Source organism: Halopseudomonas laoshanensis (assembly GCF_008365385.1).
Classification (GTDB): Bacteria; Pseudomonadota; Gammaproteobacteria; order Pseudomonadales; family Pseudomonadaceae; genus Halopseudomonas; species Halopseudomonas laoshanensis.
On the sequence record NZ_QOVF01000001.1, the window covers coordinates 535,244 to 550,146 of the forward strand.

Genomic DNA, 14,903 nt, shown 5'->3' on the forward strand with positions numbered 1-14,903 from the left:
TGTCCTCTGCATACAGTCTGCAATACGGCACTGTTGCCAAATAGCGCTTTGAATGTTGCTTAATTCAACATAACCCAAGTCGATTGTTTTTGCATAGCGTAGCTTGTGCTAAGGTTAAAAATGTTAACCAGAACAATTGATAAGGAGTGTTCCATGATATTACGTAATGGATTGATCGCCGGGGCAGTAATACTGTTAGCGGCGTGCGGATCAGACGAGCAGGAAACAGCGGCTACTGCTCCGGAGACCGCAACTCCGGAAACGGAAGAAGTTGAGGTCACCACATGGGGCTTTGGTCTGGAAGAAATCGAAGGCAGTGTGCAGTATGAATACGGCGAGAAGTTTGCCGAACTGATCAACGAGAAGTCCGATGGCGAGATTGAGGTCAAACTCTATCCTTACGGCCAATTGGGCGGTTTGACTGACATTTATGACCAGGTTCAGGAAGGCGCTATTCAGTTAGCCTTCGGCTCTGGCTTTTTGGGCGGTACCGTTCCCGAGTCACAGCTGTTCAGCTTGAACTTCGTGCTGACCGACGATGAAAAGCTCAACACCGAAATTCTCAACGATCCGGCGTTCCGCAAGCATGAAGACCTGGTTGCTGCGTTTGGCGAGCGCAACTTGCAACCCTTGGCTATCGTGCCCGAGGGCTGGCAGGTATGGAGTGCCAACAAGGCTGTCCGTACGCCTGAAGACTTCGACGGTATGGCGATCCGCGTAATGGATAACCGCCTGCTGCGCGAAACTTATAGCGCCTATGGTGCAGAGCCTACCACCATGGAATACGGTGAGTTGTTCAGCGGCATGCAGCTGGGTCAACTGGACGGTAACATCCAACCGGTTTTTGCCCATCAGGAAATGGACTTTTATCAGGTTCAGGATTATCTGATTTTTGCCAATCAGGCGCAGTTTATCGCTACCTTTATGGGTAACAAGGAGTGGTACGACGGTTTGTCTGATGAGCATAAAGACATGATCGAAGAGACTGTCGTCGAGTTGGTACCGCATGTACATGATGTGCAGACGCGCCTGAATACCGAGCGTTTGGATATCATCACCGAAAACAGCGATATCGAGCTGGTTTATCTGACCCCTGAAGAGCGCGATGCGTTTCGCGAGCTGAGCATTCCGGTACGTGACACCTTCGCCGAAATGGTCGGTGAGCGTGGCGAGCGTCTGATGAACGCTTTGATTGAGCAGGTTGAAGCCGCTCAGTCAGGTGATGAGACCCCTTCTGAAGAGACTGACGCGGAAGATGGTATGCAGGAAAGCGATGAATCGGCAATGGATGAAGCCGACGCCGCTTGATTGCCTGTAACCGTTATTGCGCATTAGCTGTTGTGCAATAACGGTGATTGGCGGAAGGGAATAGGAGTCGAACCTACCAGACGCGCCTGGCGCATCTCACCGGGTTTGAAATCCGAGCGCCCCACCGGGGACGATGCCCTTCCATCAGTCGCAAGCTAGCATAGCGCGCCGCCCGGCGCGCTATCTATAAAGGTCATGGATTACGGCGGATAACAACCGCGTGTATCCAGCTCCTGACATCCCGCCGATCATTAGTTCTTTCGCACTGGCCTGCCAGCCTTTAGCATGTAGCCTTTGTATTCCCCCACTGGATATCCCCATGTCACACATTGATCGCATGAGCATCGAGCGCGCCCTGAGCCAATATCAGGACCCTTATCTGAAAACGGATCTGATCAGTGCTGGATGTCTGCGTGACATCCAGATTGATCAGGCGCGGGTCACGGTAGAGATTGAGCTGGGTTACGCCGCTGCCAGCTTGACCGCTGGCATTGCCCAAATGCTGCAGGTGGCCGTGGAGGCGGTGGAGGATGTCGAGGCGGCGAAGATCAACGTGCGCTGTGTAGTGCGTGCAGCGCCGGCGCAGGGCAGTATCGAAGCGCTGGGTAATGTGAAAAATATTATCGCGGTGGCCTCGGGTAAAGGCGGGGTTGGCAAATCCACCACGGCAGTCAATCTGGCCCTGGCGTTGGCGCGAGAGGGTGCGTCGGTAGGCGTGCTGGATGCGGATATCTACGGCCCGAGCATGGGTTTGATGCTCGGCTTGCCAGCCAACACCCGGCCGGAAATCAAGGATCAGAAACTGTTTATCGCGCCACGCGCCCACGGGGTGCAGGTCATGTCCATGGCTTTTCTGGTTGACGAGAATACCCCGGTAGTCTGGCGCGGGCCAATGGTGTCAGGAGCCTTGATGCAATTGCTGACGCAGACCGCCTGGGATGACCTGGACTACCTGGTCGTGGATATGCCGCCGGGAACCGGTGACATCCAATTGACGCTGGCGCAGAAAGTGCCGGTCACCGGCGCAGTGATTGTTACCACACCGCAGGATCTGGCGCTGCTGGATGCGATCAAGGGCATCGAGATGTTCAACAAGGTGAATATTCCGGTGTTGGGCGTAGTGGAAAACATGGCCATCCATATTTGCTCGCAGTGCGGTCATGCCGAGCATTTGTTCGGTGAGGGCGGCGGCGAAAGATTGGCTGAGCAGTATGGCGTTGATCTGCTGGCGTCGATGCCGCTGTCGATGATGATTCGCGAGCAGGCTGATGGCGGAACGCCGACGGTGGTCGCTGAACCGGAATGCCAGATCAGCATGATCTATCAGGATATGGCGCGGCATGTGGGCGCTCGAATCGCCGAACGCGCGACTGATGCCCAGGGCATGCCCAACATCAGCATCAGTGACGATTGAGACGGCGCCGGACGGCACCCTTTTTTCACCGCGGATTACCCGTTAACATGCAACCTCTTTTTTGCACACTGCAGGGCACATCATGAGCATCAAGTCAGACCGTTGGATACGTCAAATGTCCCAGGAACAGGGCATGATCGAGCCCTTTGTCGAGCGTCAGGTACGCGGTGAAGAGAGTGACCGGGTTATCTCCTATGGTGTTTCCAGCTACGGCTATGACGTACGTTGCTCGAATGAATTCAAGGTGTTTACCAATATTCACTCGGCCACCGTGGATCCCAAGCATTTCGATGAGAAAAGCTTTGTCGATATCACCAGCGATGTATGCATCATTCCGCCGAACTCTTTTGCGCTGGCGCGTACGGTCGAATATTTCCGTATTCCGCGTAATGTACTGACCATCTGCCTGGGCAAAAGCACCTACGCCCGCTGCGGCATCATAGTCAACGTCACGCCGCTGGAGCCTGAGTGGGAAGGCCACGTTACACTGGAATTTTCCAACACCACGACTTTGCCAGCGAAGATTTATGCCAATGAGGGCGTTGCGCAAATGCTGTTCTTTGAATCCGATGAGCCCTGTGAAGTGTCCTACCGCGACCGTGGTGGCAAGTATCAGGGGCAACGCGGCGTGACCCTGCCCAGAGCCTAAGGGCGACGTTAGCCCGGTATAGCAGCCCGGTATTAATAGCTACGTACATAAAAAACCCGATCAAAGCCTTGGCCTTGATCGGGTTTTTTATTGCTTGAGTCACAACAGGGCGCTCAACGACGCCGTGTTTACATCAGAAGCTCTTGGATACCGCGAACGTCACGTTGGAGCCGCACGAATCGGTGCTGCCGTAGGCACAATTTTCGTCGCTGATGTCGGTGTCGCTGTACATCACCGCCCAGCCAAGGCCCAGGGCTTCCTTGCTCAAGGTCAAAGCCCAGTCGTTGTAATCAAAGCCGTCGCCAGTTTTATCGTTGCTGTCGCCGTAGTGCAGACCCAGACCGATGTCGTAGGGCAGGGCAAGATCGTAGCCCACGTAGTAGTAGTGGTTGTCAGCATTGTTGTAGGTGTCTTTGAGGCCCACGGTGAAACCATAGGCGCTGACGCTGGCGAGCCATTCGTAGACATCGATCGAGCTGTTGCCGGGGAAGGTATAGTTGGCCCAGGCAAGATCGTAGGTAACTTCTTCAGTGATAGCCCCGCCGTAACCAACGTAGTAGTCCAGTTCGATGCTGGCCCCGCCGAAATCGTCGGAGTCTACATTGGAGCCCCAGGCACCCAGGTAAACGCCGCTCTCGTGAGCAAAATCCAGGCTGGCCTGAACGGCGCCTTTGCCATCAGTCTGCGATTGACCACGCCAGATGTAGTCGGTCGCCAGTGTGGCGGTCATGCTGGCGTCGATGGTGCCGATGGCAGTGTCGAATTCTTCTGCGTGGGTCATGCTGGCAAAACCCAGAGTGGTTGCTGCTGCGATGGCGGCGGTTAGTTTCTTCATCATCCTCATTACCCCATATAAATAAATCAAAATTAGAAAATGTGTTGGCAGATGGCACTTTGCACATTGCTTGCCAGCTTTAAATAATTTTCTAAATTCATGGGGTTATGAACGAAATATGACAAAGAGCCTTATCGATGATGCTGGCCAGGCGGCAGCATTGCACCTGTGAAGTGCGGAGTTCACGTGACGGGCTTGGTTGTGGTGCGTGGCAAATCAGCTGAGCGGACGGCGCGATTTAGCCGAGATTAACCAGGGCGATAAGGTCCTTTTCGCGACGATAGCGCTGCAACTTGCTGGCGAGGGATTCGGGCAAGTTACCGGTGATCTGGTAGCCGTGATGATGGTAGAGATCAGCCAGTTCTGGTCGGCAAAATAGCCATATAGAGCCGCTTACTGCCGGTCGCATCTGGCTGAGCAGGCGCCCAGCCAGCCCTTGATTGCGCACGGACGGGTCGACGAACAGGCTGGTCAGCCAATGGCCGTAGCCATCAGTCAGCGGCTGAATACAGGCGCAGGCTTGGATGTCCGGCGCTCCCACGGCCCATACCTGATGGACATCGCGGGCTTTCATAAGGCTGCCATGCCGGCGATAGAAGGCGTTGGCCAATGGATGCATGGCCGGTGATAACAGCAGGCAAGACGACGTGACAGAGCGGGGCGGCGACATTTCGGAAGAGCTTAGCGTTTGCCCATGGAACGGCGGGTGCCTTTGGGCGCCATGCCGATTCTTTTCTCATGCCGCGGATTGATGCCCTTCAGACGCCAGGGTTGCTTGGCATTCTTGGCAGCCAGGGCCTCTGCGGTGGAAAACGGCAGCTTGAAAGCGGGAGGCTGGCCCTGCGTTTCAGCATGGGGCAGTTCTGCGCTTGGGTCTTTCTCGGGCTGGTCCGCTGGGTTAGGGCTGGTCATGGAAAATCCGTGGAATGATGTGATGACGTGGCGCGCGAGTATACCCGTTTATGGCCAAGGTTCCACGGTCCGGCAATTATTTCCGGACCAGATGCAAAGGTTTCGGATCAATCTGCGCATTGGGCTGTCAGAATGGGAACACGATTTCCGTTTACAGGTTCACACATGGAAGATGTCTTGCCTCTCTCAGCCTTGCCCGCACCTTTATCCAGATCCCCCCGCGCCGTTTTCAGGTGGTTTACTTGCGCTAGTCTGCTGAGCGTCGGACTATTTGTTGTCGCCCCTGTTAGCGCAAACGAAGCGGCGAAGGTGGTGAGTCAGATCAATCAGTACCGTGAGTCCGGGCGTGACTGCGCTGGCGATTTCAAACCGCCTGCCGGTCCATTGGCTACGAGTGAGGTGCTGGCTGGAGTGCCTACCATTGCCGGTCAGGATCTGGGCTTCCTGCTGCAACGGGCGGGTTATCAAGCCGCGCAGGCGCAGGCGGTGAGAGTCACGGGCCCGGAAGACGTCGCCATGATGATGACTGTCCTCCAGCAGCAGTATTGCGAGGTGTTGATGAACCCGGCCTATGCGGATGTCGGCGTATCGCGTGAGGGGAAAAGATGGCAGCTGGTCATGGCTCGCTCTTTGTTGTCCAGTGGTATGGGCGATTGGGAGGAGGCGGGCCGGGAAGTGCTCGATCTGGTCAATGAGGTGCGTGGCGAGTCCCGTACATGCGGTAATGAAACGTTCCCCAGCACATTGCCGCTGGCATGGAACGACGAGCTCGCCAGTGCCGCACTGGATCACAGCCATGATATGGCCAAGCAGAACTACTTCAGCCACACCGGGCGAGATAACAGCCAGGTGGGTGAGCGGGTGGGTCGTCAGGACTACGAGTATCAAGTGGTCGGGGAGAATCTGGCAGCCGGTCATGGTTCGGCGAAGCAGGCTGTCGCCGGGTGGTTGATGAGCCCTGGGCACTGCGCGAATCTGATGAATCCGCAGTTCACCGAGATGGGCGCGGCGTACGTTGTGAACCCAGCCAGCGACAGCGCCATTTTCTGGACACAGGTGTTCGCTGCGCCTAAAGAGTGACAAATAATCTGAACTTGTCGGCTTTACGACCGGTCAACTTACTGTAAGCGAGATTTCATATCGCAACATTGACTGAGGTGAAAGCAATGACTAGCACAACTGACAAGATCAAAGGCAAAACCAACGAAGCAGTCGGTAAAGGCAAGCAAGGCGTTGGTGAAGCAACCAATAATGATCGCCTGAAAGGTGAAGGCAAAGCCCAGGAAACCAAGGGTGGCGCTCAGCAAGTCAAAGGTGAAGCCAAGGACACCCTGAAGAAAGGTGTCGATAAGGCTTAACAACCTGAAGCGATGATGCAGGCAGCGATTTGGTAACACCACAATCGCTGCTGCAAGCAGGGCCGGTACACGCAAGTGTGCCGGCCTTTTTTGCATTGGTGCAGACTGTGACGTATTTCGCTACGCTGACTGTACGTTTCCTACCCCGCTGATTGCCGGTCTAATGGATACTTTACGAGGAGTATTCCTATGGCCCCGCGGGATCTGATGTTGGCATTGGTGGTAATTGTCGTCTGGGGCATGAATTTTGTTGTCATCAAGACCGGACTGCAGGGTATGCCGCCAATGCTGCTGGGTGCGCTGCGGTTTATGTTGGTGGTGTTTCCTGCGGTGCTGTTCATCAAGCGCCCGGATGTGCCCTGGCGCTGGCTGTTGGCTTATGGCCTGACCATATCCCTGGGTCAGTTTGCCTTTCTTTTTTACGCGATGTCAGTGGGGATGCCCGCCGGCCTGGCGTCGGTAGTACTGCAATCCCAAGCCCTTTTCACGCTGTTTTTCGCCGTGCTTTTTCTCGGCGAGCGTCTGCGTGGATTCAATCTGGTCGGTTTGCTGGTCGCGGCTGGCGGGCTGACGCTGATTGGTCTGCAGGTAGACAAGGTGATGACCCTGGCTGGATTTCTGCTGACCATCTGCGCAGCGTCCATGTGGGCGATGGGCAACATCGTTACGCGCAAGATCGGCAAGGTCAATCTGGTCGGTCTGGTGGTGTGGGGCAGCATGATTCCGCCGTTGCCGTTTCTGGCCCTGTCCTGGTGGCTGGAGGGCCCGGTGCTGATGGGCGAGGCGCTGGTCAATATCAGCCTGGATACCATACTGGTGCTGTGCTATCTGGCATTTGGCGCGACCCTGCTGGGCTACAGCTTGTGGGGCCGATTGCTATCACGCTACCCAGCGAGCCAGGTGGCGCCTTTCTCGCTGTTGGTGCCGGTAATTGGGCTGACTTCCGCGGCGTTGTTAGCGGGGGAGCGGGTAGGGCCGATGCAGTTGACTGGCGCGCTGTTGGTGATGCTCGGGATTCTGATCAACGTGTCAGGGGGTTGGTTGTTCGGTCGCTGGCGCTTGCGTAGCGCGCGGGCATGACAGGCTGACTGAGTCGAAAAACTGAGCCGCAAGGCGCAGCCCGTCGACCCAGCCAGTTCAGATGATCAGTCCTGGCGGCTGGTCACTTCCAGCAGGTGATAACCGAATTGGGTTTTCACCGGACCCTGCACAACATTCACTGGCGCGCTGAATACCACGGTGTCGAATTCCTTGACCATCTGGCCAGGGCCGAATGAACCCAGGTCTCCACCATCGCGACCGGACGGGCAAGTGGAATTGTCCTTGGCGACCGTGGCGAAATCGGCGCCGCCTTCAATAGCTGCTTTCAGTTCATTACATTTTTCTTCAGTCGGTACCAGGATATGACGGGCTGTAGCTTTAGGCATGGGTGTTACTCCAGTAAGGGCGAGGTGAATATATAACCAGGGGTATAGGTGCAGAGGGTAGCGCAAAGCGTCGGCGCTCGAAAGCGCCAGTCCGACCTCCGGTGTACTTCTATTCGGTAAGAAATCATTGCGATGGTCGAGCCAGTCTGTGAAAAGCCGGCGCTTTGCTCTAGTGTGACTAATGAATACTCTCTTACATGCAGCCAAAGCCATGCCAGACAAATCAGAGCCTCGTACTCCCCAGCAACGACAAAGCTCAAGCCGAAATGGCTTGCCGGTAGGCACTGGCGAAAAGTCAGATAAGCAGTCTATCGAGAAGTTTATTCATCAGGTCCGCAGTCTGCCTACCGGTGGCGGAGGGCAGGGCCGCTTGTTATTTGCGCTGGACGCCACCGCCAGCCGCGAGGCGACCTGGGACCAGGCCTGCGATCTGCAGAGTGAACTGTTCCTGGCCACTCGCGATCTGGGTGGGCTAGCTATTCAGCTGTGCTATTACCGCGGTTATGGCGAGTTCAAGGCTACCGCATTTGTAACTCAGACCCAGCAACTGCTCAAATTGATGAATGGCGTGCGTTGCCTGGGCGGTATCACCCAGATCAACCGGGTATTGCAGCATGCATTGAAAGAAACCCGTGCGCAGCCGGTCAAGGCCGTTGTGTTCATTGGCGATTGCTGCGAAGAGCCGGTCGATCCTTTGTGCCACAGTGCCGGTGAGCTGGGCATGTTGCGCACGCCGGTGTTCATGTTTCAGGAGGGTAATGACGCGCATACCAAAGCGGTATTTGAACAGGTGAGCAAGCTGTCGGGCGGTGCCTATGCGCCCTTTGATCGCAGCAGTCCGCAATTATTGAAGGACCTGTTATCGGCTGTGGCTGTCTATGCTTCGGGTGGCGTCAAGGCGCTGAAACACTTTGCCAGTCAAAGTTCGCCGGAGGTCAAGCGCCTGACCGGACAGATTCGCTAGCCACAGCTCCGGCAGCGCCAGCACAAATAGAGAAAGCAACTCGTCGGAGAACGTCTTGGGCTTATTGTTAATTGTACTGATCATCATCGGCGTTATTGCCTGGTTCTGGGTCCGCAGTCTGCCTGCTGCCCAGCGCCGGCCTGCGCTGGTCAAACTGCTGCTGCTGGGGGTTGTGCTGGCCGTGATCGTGCTGGCCCTGTCCGGGCGTTTTTACCTGGTATTGGCCTTGCTGGCGGGTTTGCTGCCTTTCATCAAGCGCCTGGTGCCGGGGCTTATTATGGGGCGGGTCTTGCGCGGTATGAAAATGCCTGGCGGTCGCGCGCAGCCCAGCGCCGGAAATCAGTCAAAGGTGACCTCGCAAGTGCTGGAAATGACCCTGGATCATGATTCGGGTGACATGACCGGCCAGGTACTAAGTGGGCCATTGGCGGGTCGCCTGCTGGGTGAGCTGGGAGAAAGTGAGTTTATCCAACTGCTGCAGTATTGCCGGCAGACCGACGAAGACTCCGCACGTCTGCTGGAGTCCTATCTGGACCGACGTTTCGGCGACTCCTGGCGTGAGGATGAGCCCGGGGCTGGTGGCGCTGCCGACCATGGCGGCCCTCAGGCTCACAGCGGTGGTCCGCTGACCGAACAGGAGGCGCTGGATGTGCTGGGGCTCAAGCCTGGCGCCAGCCGGGAGGACATTATTGAAGCTCACCGCCGCATGATGCAGAAGATGCATCCGGATCGTGGCGGCAGCGATTATCTTGCTGCGCTGATCAATCAGGCTAAAGATGTGCTGCTAGGTTTACGCTGAGATTGCGTTCAGCCTGTTTCGCAATTTCATTTCGGGCGATAGAGCTGAAAGCGCTTGCCCAGTTCGAAATAATCAGCTGCGCCGCCGCCGCGCAGCACTGGTTGAGCGGCCGCTGTGTCGTAGATGCCATCTACCAGTAACGTCTTGTCGATATGCACCGCCACCACTTCGCCAAGAATCAACCACGTAGGTACGGGCACGCTGTCCAGCCCTTGCAGCTGGAGGATCTGGGTGACCTTGCATTCAAATGAAACCGGGCTTTCCAGCACTCGCGGCACTGCAATCACCTGAGAGGCGACCGGGGTCAAGTGGCCCAGTTCGAATTCATCCACCTCGGGCCCCACGGCCGCGCAGCTTTCATTCATTGCCTCGACCAACGGGCGGGTCACCAGGTTCCAGGCGAATTCACCGGTCTGCTCAATGTTGTTGAGGCTGTCCTTGCGGCCAACGCTGGCGAAGCCAATGATGGGGGGTACGTAATTGAAGGCGTTGAAAAAGCTGTAAGGCGCCAGATTCAGGCGGCCCTTGGCATCTTGCGAAGAGATCCAGCCAATGGGTCTTGGACCTACGATGGCGTTGAAGGGATCATGGGGCAAACCATGGCCCTGTGCCGTTTCGTAGTAATACATCTGCCTGCTCATGCAACCCACTCCCGTCTGATATTATCTGGCGTCATCTTTACCTGTTCCTGCGCTATCCTCAATACCCGCCCAACGCCGAATCATAGAAGGATGTGACATGGACTCAGCGGAAACTGTAATGAGCAGAGTTAAGCCCATCGCTTTTGCCGGGGTAGAAACCCTCAGCTTTCGTCAGCTCGATGAGCTCAATGGCTTGGGCAAAGGGTCGAGCTTCAAACTGTTCAAAACACATCTTCCAGCGCTAAAAGAGGACAGCGATTATTTCTACGTGTCCGGAGACGCGCATCCTCAACTGCTTGCCGAGCTGAAAAAGTCAGAACAGGTTTATCTCGGCAGCGTCCATCTGGTCTTGCTGAGTCGCGCAGGCTACGAAAAACTCCAGCAGCTCTCGAAATTAGTCCCCACTCGGAAAAAGTAGCGATTGCTAAGCGGGGAGGGTGACGAAAATGAGTATTGGTTGAACTAATTTGGGCCTGGCTACACCTATATTTGTGTTGTAAAGACGCATATATTGCTAAATGTCTCCACCGAGTAGCCACGCTATGACCAAAGCATTGTTCCGTTATCAAGACCGCTTGATCAATAGACTGGACCTCATTGATGACGCCGACTCCGAAGCGTTGATTCAGAAGCTCGCCTCGGTTACCACGCCGTCTACGGTGGCTTTTCTCAACCAGCATGCCTACAACCTGGCGCAGGAGGATCCTCGCCTGCAGCAGGGATTCGCCGAGATGACCTATCTGCTCAGGGATGGCATCGGGATCAAGTGGGCCTGCCAGCTCAATGGTCGAGAGCCCAAAGCCAATATGAACGGCTCGGATTTTATCCCCCGGCTGGTTAATCATCTGCTCGAAGCGACCCCCTGTGATTACCAGTTTTTCGCCATGGGTACGCGCGATCCGTGGTTGGAAAAGGGCGCCGAAAACCTGTTCAAGCACCACCGCTTTCACGCGGTTGACGGATTCCAGCCGGCGGAAACCTATCTGGATTACATTCGCGGGCATCTTGACCCGACGCGTGTCCCCGTTATTTTGCTGGCGATGGGCATGCCCAAGCAGGAAGAGCTGGCAAGGCGCATTCAGACGACGATAAATGGCCCCGCCTTGATCATCTGCGGCGGTGCGATTCTGGATTTCGCTGCTAATCGCGTAAAGCGGGCACCGCTGCTTTTCCGCAAATCCGGGATGGAGTGGCTGTACCGCCTACTCAAGGAACCCAGGCGGCTGGCCAGACGCTACATTCTGGGTATTCCTCGGTTTTTCTACTATCTCGCGCGTAACGGTATGGTTTCCCGCCAGGCGCGCTAGTCCCGCCAAACAAATTGAACGATTTCGCCAGGTTTATGCCCAAAACTATGGACATAACGACGGAAGAAAATCATGACGGACGACCTCCAGCGGCTCGCAGCCATTCTTGATGTCATTGCCAAGCGGCCCCAGCCTCTCCGTCATGATGCCGAGCTTCAAGTAGCCATGCGGGTGTGCGTCGAGCAAGGTCTGGACCGCTTGCCCCTGCCGGCCGGGGGGCGGACTTTACAGCGCTGGCAAGCGTTGGCCTCGGTAGCGGGCCACGACCTGGCGCTGGCGAAACTCTATGAAAGTCATACTGATGCCATCGCCATCCTCCATGAACTCGATTCCAGGCATCTGCTAACCGATGGTTTGTGGGCTGTTTGGGCTGCCGATCCGCCTTACGCCCGCTTGAATGTGGGCCATGACGCGGAGGGCGTGGCGCGGTTGCATGGGCGAAAAGCCTGGTGCTCGGGAGCGGCGCAAATTGATAGCGCGCTGATTACCGCGTGGGATGATCAGAATCAGCCGCGATTGGTAGCGGTCAATCTCCATCAGCGCCAGGTCGCAATCAGCGATCAGGGCTGGCAAGCGGTAGGCATGGCCACCACGGCCAGCGTGGAAGTGCAGTTTGACCAGGCGCAGGCCACTTTTGTCGGCGGGTGCGACAGTTATCTGTCAAGACCTGGCTTCTGGCATGGCGGTGCCGGCATCGCGGCCTGTTGGTACGGGGCTGCTGCTGCATTGGGCCAAGCTCTTAAAGCGCATTGCGCCAAGCGAACCGATGATCCGCATGCGCAAGCGCATCTGGGGGCGGTGGACGCGACCCTGAGTAGTGCCGCAGGAGCGTTGCGCGACTGCGCCCAGTGGATTGAGCAGCACCCGCAGGAGGATGCGCAGTGGGTTGTACGTCGCGTCCGTGCGCAGGTAGAGCAGGCCGCGGACGAGGTGCTCAAACGAGTAGGCCGCGCGTTGGGGTCCACGCCCTATTGTCGCGATCCACATTTTGCCCGTCTGGCGGCGGATTTGCCGGTATTCATGCGTCAAAGCCATGCTGAACGGGATCTGGCCGAGCTGGGCCGACAGGTGGCGAATGCCGATCACCTGACCTGGCAGTTGTGACGCGCCATGACGCCTGAGCAGATTGCCGCTATTGCACAATCAAAGCCCACCGTCGGGACCGATGTCAGAGCGCCTTCTGCCGGCGCTTTTGGAGTATGCGGGACGCCGCTGGAGGCATGGCAGCGCAGCAGCGCGTTAGCTGCAGTGGCCTCTGTTTCCTTGGCAGAGTTGATCCCGCAATCGGCGCGATTGATTGTCATCGCACCGCACCCTGACGATGAAGTCCTGGCCTGCGGCGGTCTGCTGGCGGCGCTGGCGGAACGAGGTACAGCCGTCACGCTGGTGTCGGTCACCGACGGAGAGGGCAGCCATCCGGATTCCCCGTTGTGGCCGCCACACAGGCTACGCAGTGTCCGGCGGCAGGAAAGTCGCCGTGCCATGACGTTGTTAGGCTTCGCGCCGGACCAACTGGGCTGGCAATACCTGGGGCTGCCCGATGGCAGCGTCGCGGCCCACGCCGCTGCTCTGGAATCATGCCTGGCGTCCCTGGCGCGCCCAGGTGATTGCCTGCTGACCACCTGGCGCGGTGATGGTCACTGTGACCACGAGGCCGTAGGTGAGGTAGCTGCGGCCAGCGCCCGACGTGTCGGTGCGCGGCTGATCGAGGCGCCGGTTTGGGCCTGGCATTGGGCTGCACCGGAAGATCCGCGTTTACCCTGGGCGCGTGCGCGCAAATGGATGCTGGATGATCAGCAACTTGCCAGGAAGCGCCTTGCCGTGGCGGCTCACGTCAGTCAGTTGCAAGGCGACTCCAGTACGCAAGCCGGGCCAGTACTGGACAAGGTTACCCTGGCGCGTCTGCTGCAACCCTATGAACTGTTCTTTACATGAGGGTAGTGCCATGAATATGCCCGCCTCTTACTTCGACAAAATGTTCGAAGCCAGTGAAGATCCTTGGGCCTTCCGCGAGCGCTGGTATGAAAAGCGTAAGCGTGATCTGACCCTGGCCAGCTTGTTGCGCCAGCAATATCAGCGAGTATTTGAGCCCGGCTGCGCAAACGGCGAACTCAGTCTGGCATTGGCCGAACGCAGTGTGGGTTTCCTCGGGCTGGACATATGCGAGCGCGCGGTTGCGTTGGCTCGCGCCCGTCTGGCGCAGCAAAGTGCCGCGACAATCAATCTTGGCCAGGTGCCAGAGGATTGGCCTGCAGGCAGTTTCGATCTAATCGTGCTCAGCGAGCTGGGCTACTATCTGGATGAAGAGCAGTGGGTGCGAGTTATTCAACTCGCGCAGCAGAGCCTGCGGCCGCACGGCACGCTGCTGGCGTGCCACTGGTTACATCCTATCGAAGGCTGTCCGATGGACGGCGCTCGCGTCCACCAATTACTTGCGCAGCACCTCAAGCTGCATCGTAACGTACGCCACGAAGAAGCAGATTTTCTGCTCGAAGTCTGGAGTAGCGATCTGGCCCCGATGCGCCTGCAGGAGCGGGTGACTTGATTGGCGTTATCGTGCCGGCCCACAACGAGGAGGCGCTGCTCGCCGACTGTCTGCGCTCGGTGCAAGCGGCTGGCAGGCACGCGGATCTGCTCGGAGAGACCGTCTGCGTAGTAGTGGTGCTGGATACCTGCGAAGACCGTTCAGCAGCGATAGCCAATAGCTTTGGCGCCGATATTCTGGAAGTGCAGGAGCGCAACGTTGGGCATGCACGCCGGGTCGGGGCTGAATGGTTGCTGGCCAAGGGCGCGCGCTGGCTGGCTATTACCGATGCCGACACGCTGGTGCCGGAGGATTGGATCAGTTGTCAGCTGAGTTTCAAGGCCGACGCAGTGTGCGGCACTGTGCGCATTGATTGCTGGGAAGACCTGCCTGATACAGTGCGTTACCGTTACGCTCAGGAGTATCAGCAGCGCGAAGAGCACCGGCATATTCACGGTGCCAATCTCGGCGTCTGCTCGCAGGCCTATCAACGCGTGGGCGGCTTTCTTTCGCTTGTAGCGCATGAAGATGTGGCGCTGGTCAGAGCACTGGAACAAGCTGGCGCGCGGATCGCCTGGACCGCACTGAATACTGTCAGTACCAGCGCCCGCCTGACTGCGCGAGCTCGTGGCGGCTTCGGTGATTACCTCAAGGCGCTGGCTGCCGAGACCGTGGCTGCCGGTGTCCAGGTGGCAACGTCACGGCCACTCCGGTAGCGGCCAAGGCGGTGGCAAAACGTGCAGCGGTGCCATGATCCAGCTCCAT

Annotated in this window: 19 protein-coding genes and 1 tRNA gene; 14 read left to right on the forward strand and 6 right to left on the reverse strand. The window is 57.2% G+C overall.

Going from position 1 to position 14,903, the window contains the following annotated elements:
* The first annotated feature begins 153 nt into the window (after positions 1 to 153).
* Positions 154 to 1,308 carry a TRAP transporter substrate-binding protein DctP gene (gene dctP / locus DT594_RS02480; RefSeq protein ID WP_149331213.1) on the forward strand — a complete coding sequence of 385 codons (1,155 nt, stop codon included), beginning with the start codon at positions 154 to 156 and terminating at the stop codon, positions 1,306 to 1,308.
* Positions 1,309 to 1,356: 48 nt separating this feature from the next.
* Here dctP and DT594_RS02485 read toward each other — a convergent pair.
* A tRNA-Sec gene (locus tag DT594_RS02485) sits at positions 1,357 to 1,451 on the reverse strand.
* 176 nt (positions 1,452 to 1,627) lie between these two features.
* On the opposite strand from DT594_RS02485, the gene apbC reads away from it, so the two are divergent.
* Both apbC and dcd read left to right on the forward strand, forming a co-directional pair.
* Positions 1,628 to 2,722 carry an iron-sulfur cluster carrier protein ApbC gene (gene apbC, locus DT594_RS02490; RefSeq protein WP_149331214.1) on the forward strand — a complete coding sequence of 365 codons (1,095 nt, stop codon included), beginning with the start codon at positions 1,628 to 1,630 and terminating at the stop codon, positions 2,720 to 2,722.
* An 82-nt stretch (positions 2,723 to 2,804) separates the two neighbouring features.
* Complete coding sequence (gene dcd / locus DT594_RS02495; RefSeq protein WP_022963707.1) at positions 2,805 to 3,371, forward strand: dCTP deaminase; 567 nt, start codon at positions 2,805 to 2,807, stop codon at positions 3,369 to 3,371.
* A gap of 133 nt (positions 3,372 to 3,504) precedes the next feature.
* Here dcd and DT594_RS02500 read toward each other — a convergent pair whose 3' ends face one another.
* From DT594_RS02500 to DT594_RS02510, 3 genes are all read right to left on the reverse strand, one after another.
* Positions 3,505 to 4,209 (reverse strand): TorF family putative porin, encoded by a 705-nt coding sequence (locus tag DT594_RS02500; RefSeq protein WP_178091382.1) that lies wholly within the window; start codon positions 4,207 to 4,209, stop codon positions 3,505 to 3,507.
* Between the two features lie 235 nt (positions 4,210 to 4,444).
* Positions 4,445 to 4,780: a GNAT family N-acetyltransferase gene (locus DT594_RS02505; protein WP_178091383.1), complete on the reverse strand. Its 336-nt coding sequence runs from the start codon at positions 4,778 to 4,780 to the stop codon at positions 4,445 to 4,447.
* A 107-nt stretch (positions 4,781 to 4,887) separates the two neighbouring features.
* Positions 4,888 to 5,118 (reverse strand): hypothetical protein, encoded by a 231-nt coding sequence (locus DT594_RS02510; protein ID WP_149331217.1) that lies wholly within the window; start codon positions 5,116 to 5,118, stop codon positions 4,888 to 4,890.
* Positions 5,119 to 5,430: 312 nt separating this feature from the next.
* On the opposite strand from DT594_RS02510, the gene DT594_RS02515 reads away from it, so the two are divergent.
* The 3 genes from DT594_RS02515 (at position 5,431) to DT594_RS02525 (ending at position 7,556) form a co-directional block, all read left to right on the forward strand.
* The gene (locus DT594_RS02515) at positions 5,431 to 6,198 is read left to right on the forward strand and encodes a CAP domain-containing protein (RefSeq protein ID WP_246164535.1); all 768 of its coding nucleotides are present in this window, start codon (positions 5,431 to 5,433) and stop codon (positions 6,196 to 6,198) included.
* Between the two features lie 86 nt (positions 6,199 to 6,284).
* Complete coding sequence (locus DT594_RS02520; RefSeq protein ID WP_096347629.1) at positions 6,285 to 6,476, forward strand: CsbD family protein; 192 nt, start codon at positions 6,285 to 6,287, stop codon at positions 6,474 to 6,476.
* A gap of 189 nt (positions 6,477 to 6,665) precedes the next feature.
* Positions 6,666 to 7,556: an EamA family transporter gene (locus tag DT594_RS02525; RefSeq protein ID WP_149331219.1), complete on the forward strand. Its 891-nt coding sequence runs from the start codon at positions 6,666 to 6,668 to the stop codon at positions 7,554 to 7,556.
* Positions 7,557 to 7,621: 65 nt separating this feature from the next.
* Here DT594_RS02525 and DT594_RS02530 read toward each other — a convergent pair whose 3' ends face one another.
* The gene (locus DT594_RS02530) at positions 7,622 to 7,903 is read right to left on the reverse strand and encodes a peptidylprolyl isomerase (protein ID WP_149331220.1); all 282 of its coding nucleotides are present in this window, start codon (positions 7,901 to 7,903) and stop codon (positions 7,622 to 7,624) included.
* A 181-nt stretch (positions 7,904 to 8,084) separates the two neighbouring features.
* On the opposite strand from DT594_RS02530, the gene DT594_RS02535 reads away from it, so the two are divergent.
* Together DT594_RS02535 and DT594_RS02540 are read left to right on the forward strand one after the other, a co-directional pair.
* Complete coding sequence (locus DT594_RS02535; RefSeq protein WP_218574461.1) at positions 8,085 to 8,867, forward strand: hypothetical protein; 783 nt, start codon at positions 8,085 to 8,087, stop codon at positions 8,865 to 8,867.
* Positions 8,868 to 8,922: 55 nt separating this feature from the next.
* A complete protein-coding gene (locus DT594_RS02540; protein ID WP_149331221.1) occupies positions 8,923 to 9,666 on the forward strand; it encodes a J domain-containing protein in 744 nt (247 codons plus the stop codon).
* Positions 9,667 to 9,692: 26 nt separating this feature from the next.
* Here the strand turns inward: DT594_RS02540 and DT594_RS02545 are convergent, their stop codons facing one another.
* Positions 9,693 to 10,307, reverse strand: coding sequence for a flavin reductase family protein (locus tag DT594_RS02545; RefSeq protein ID WP_149331222.1), 615 nt, complete (start codon positions 10,305 to 10,307; stop codon positions 9,693 to 9,695).
* Between the two features lie 97 nt (positions 10,308 to 10,404).
* Between DT594_RS02545 and DT594_RS02550 the strand changes: the two genes are divergently transcribed.
* The 6 genes from DT594_RS02550 to DT594_RS02575 all read left to right on the forward strand — a co-directional run bounded on the left by DT594_RS02550 (position 10,405) and on the right by DT594_RS02575 (position 14,854).
* Positions 10,405 to 10,725, forward strand: a complete 321-nt coding sequence (locus DT594_RS02550; RefSeq protein ID WP_149331223.1) for a hypothetical protein — start codon at positions 10,405 to 10,407, stop codon at positions 10,723 to 10,725.
* A 124-nt stretch (positions 10,726 to 10,849) separates the two neighbouring features.
* Entirely contained in the window at positions 10,850 to 11,614 is a 765-nt protein-coding gene (locus DT594_RS02555; RefSeq protein WP_149331224.1) for a WecB/TagA/CpsF family glycosyltransferase, read from the forward strand.
* Positions 11,615 to 11,686: 72 nt separating this feature from the next.
* Positions 11,687 to 12,718: an acyl-CoA dehydrogenase family protein gene (locus DT594_RS02560; RefSeq protein ID WP_149331225.1), complete on the forward strand. Its 1,032-nt coding sequence runs from the start codon at positions 11,687 to 11,689 to the stop codon at positions 12,716 to 12,718.
* A gap of 6 nt (positions 12,719 to 12,724) precedes the next feature.
* Entirely contained in the window at positions 12,725 to 13,549 is an 825-nt protein-coding gene (locus tag DT594_RS02565; protein WP_149331226.1) for a PIG-L deacetylase family protein, read from the forward strand.
* Positions 13,550 to 13,559: 10 nt separating this feature from the next.
* Positions 13,560 to 14,159, forward strand: coding sequence for a methyltransferase domain-containing protein (locus DT594_RS02570; RefSeq protein ID WP_149331227.1), 600 nt, complete (start codon positions 13,560 to 13,562; stop codon positions 14,157 to 14,159).
* The gene (locus tag DT594_RS02575) at positions 14,156 to 14,854 is read left to right on the forward strand and encodes a glycosyltransferase family 2 protein (RefSeq protein ID WP_149331228.1); all 699 of its coding nucleotides are present in this window, start codon (positions 14,156 to 14,158) and stop codon (positions 14,852 to 14,854) included. Before DT594_RS02570 ends, DT594_RS02575 begins: the two co-directional genes overlap by 4 nt.
* The last annotated feature ends 49 nt before the right edge of the window (positions 14,855 to 14,903 follow it).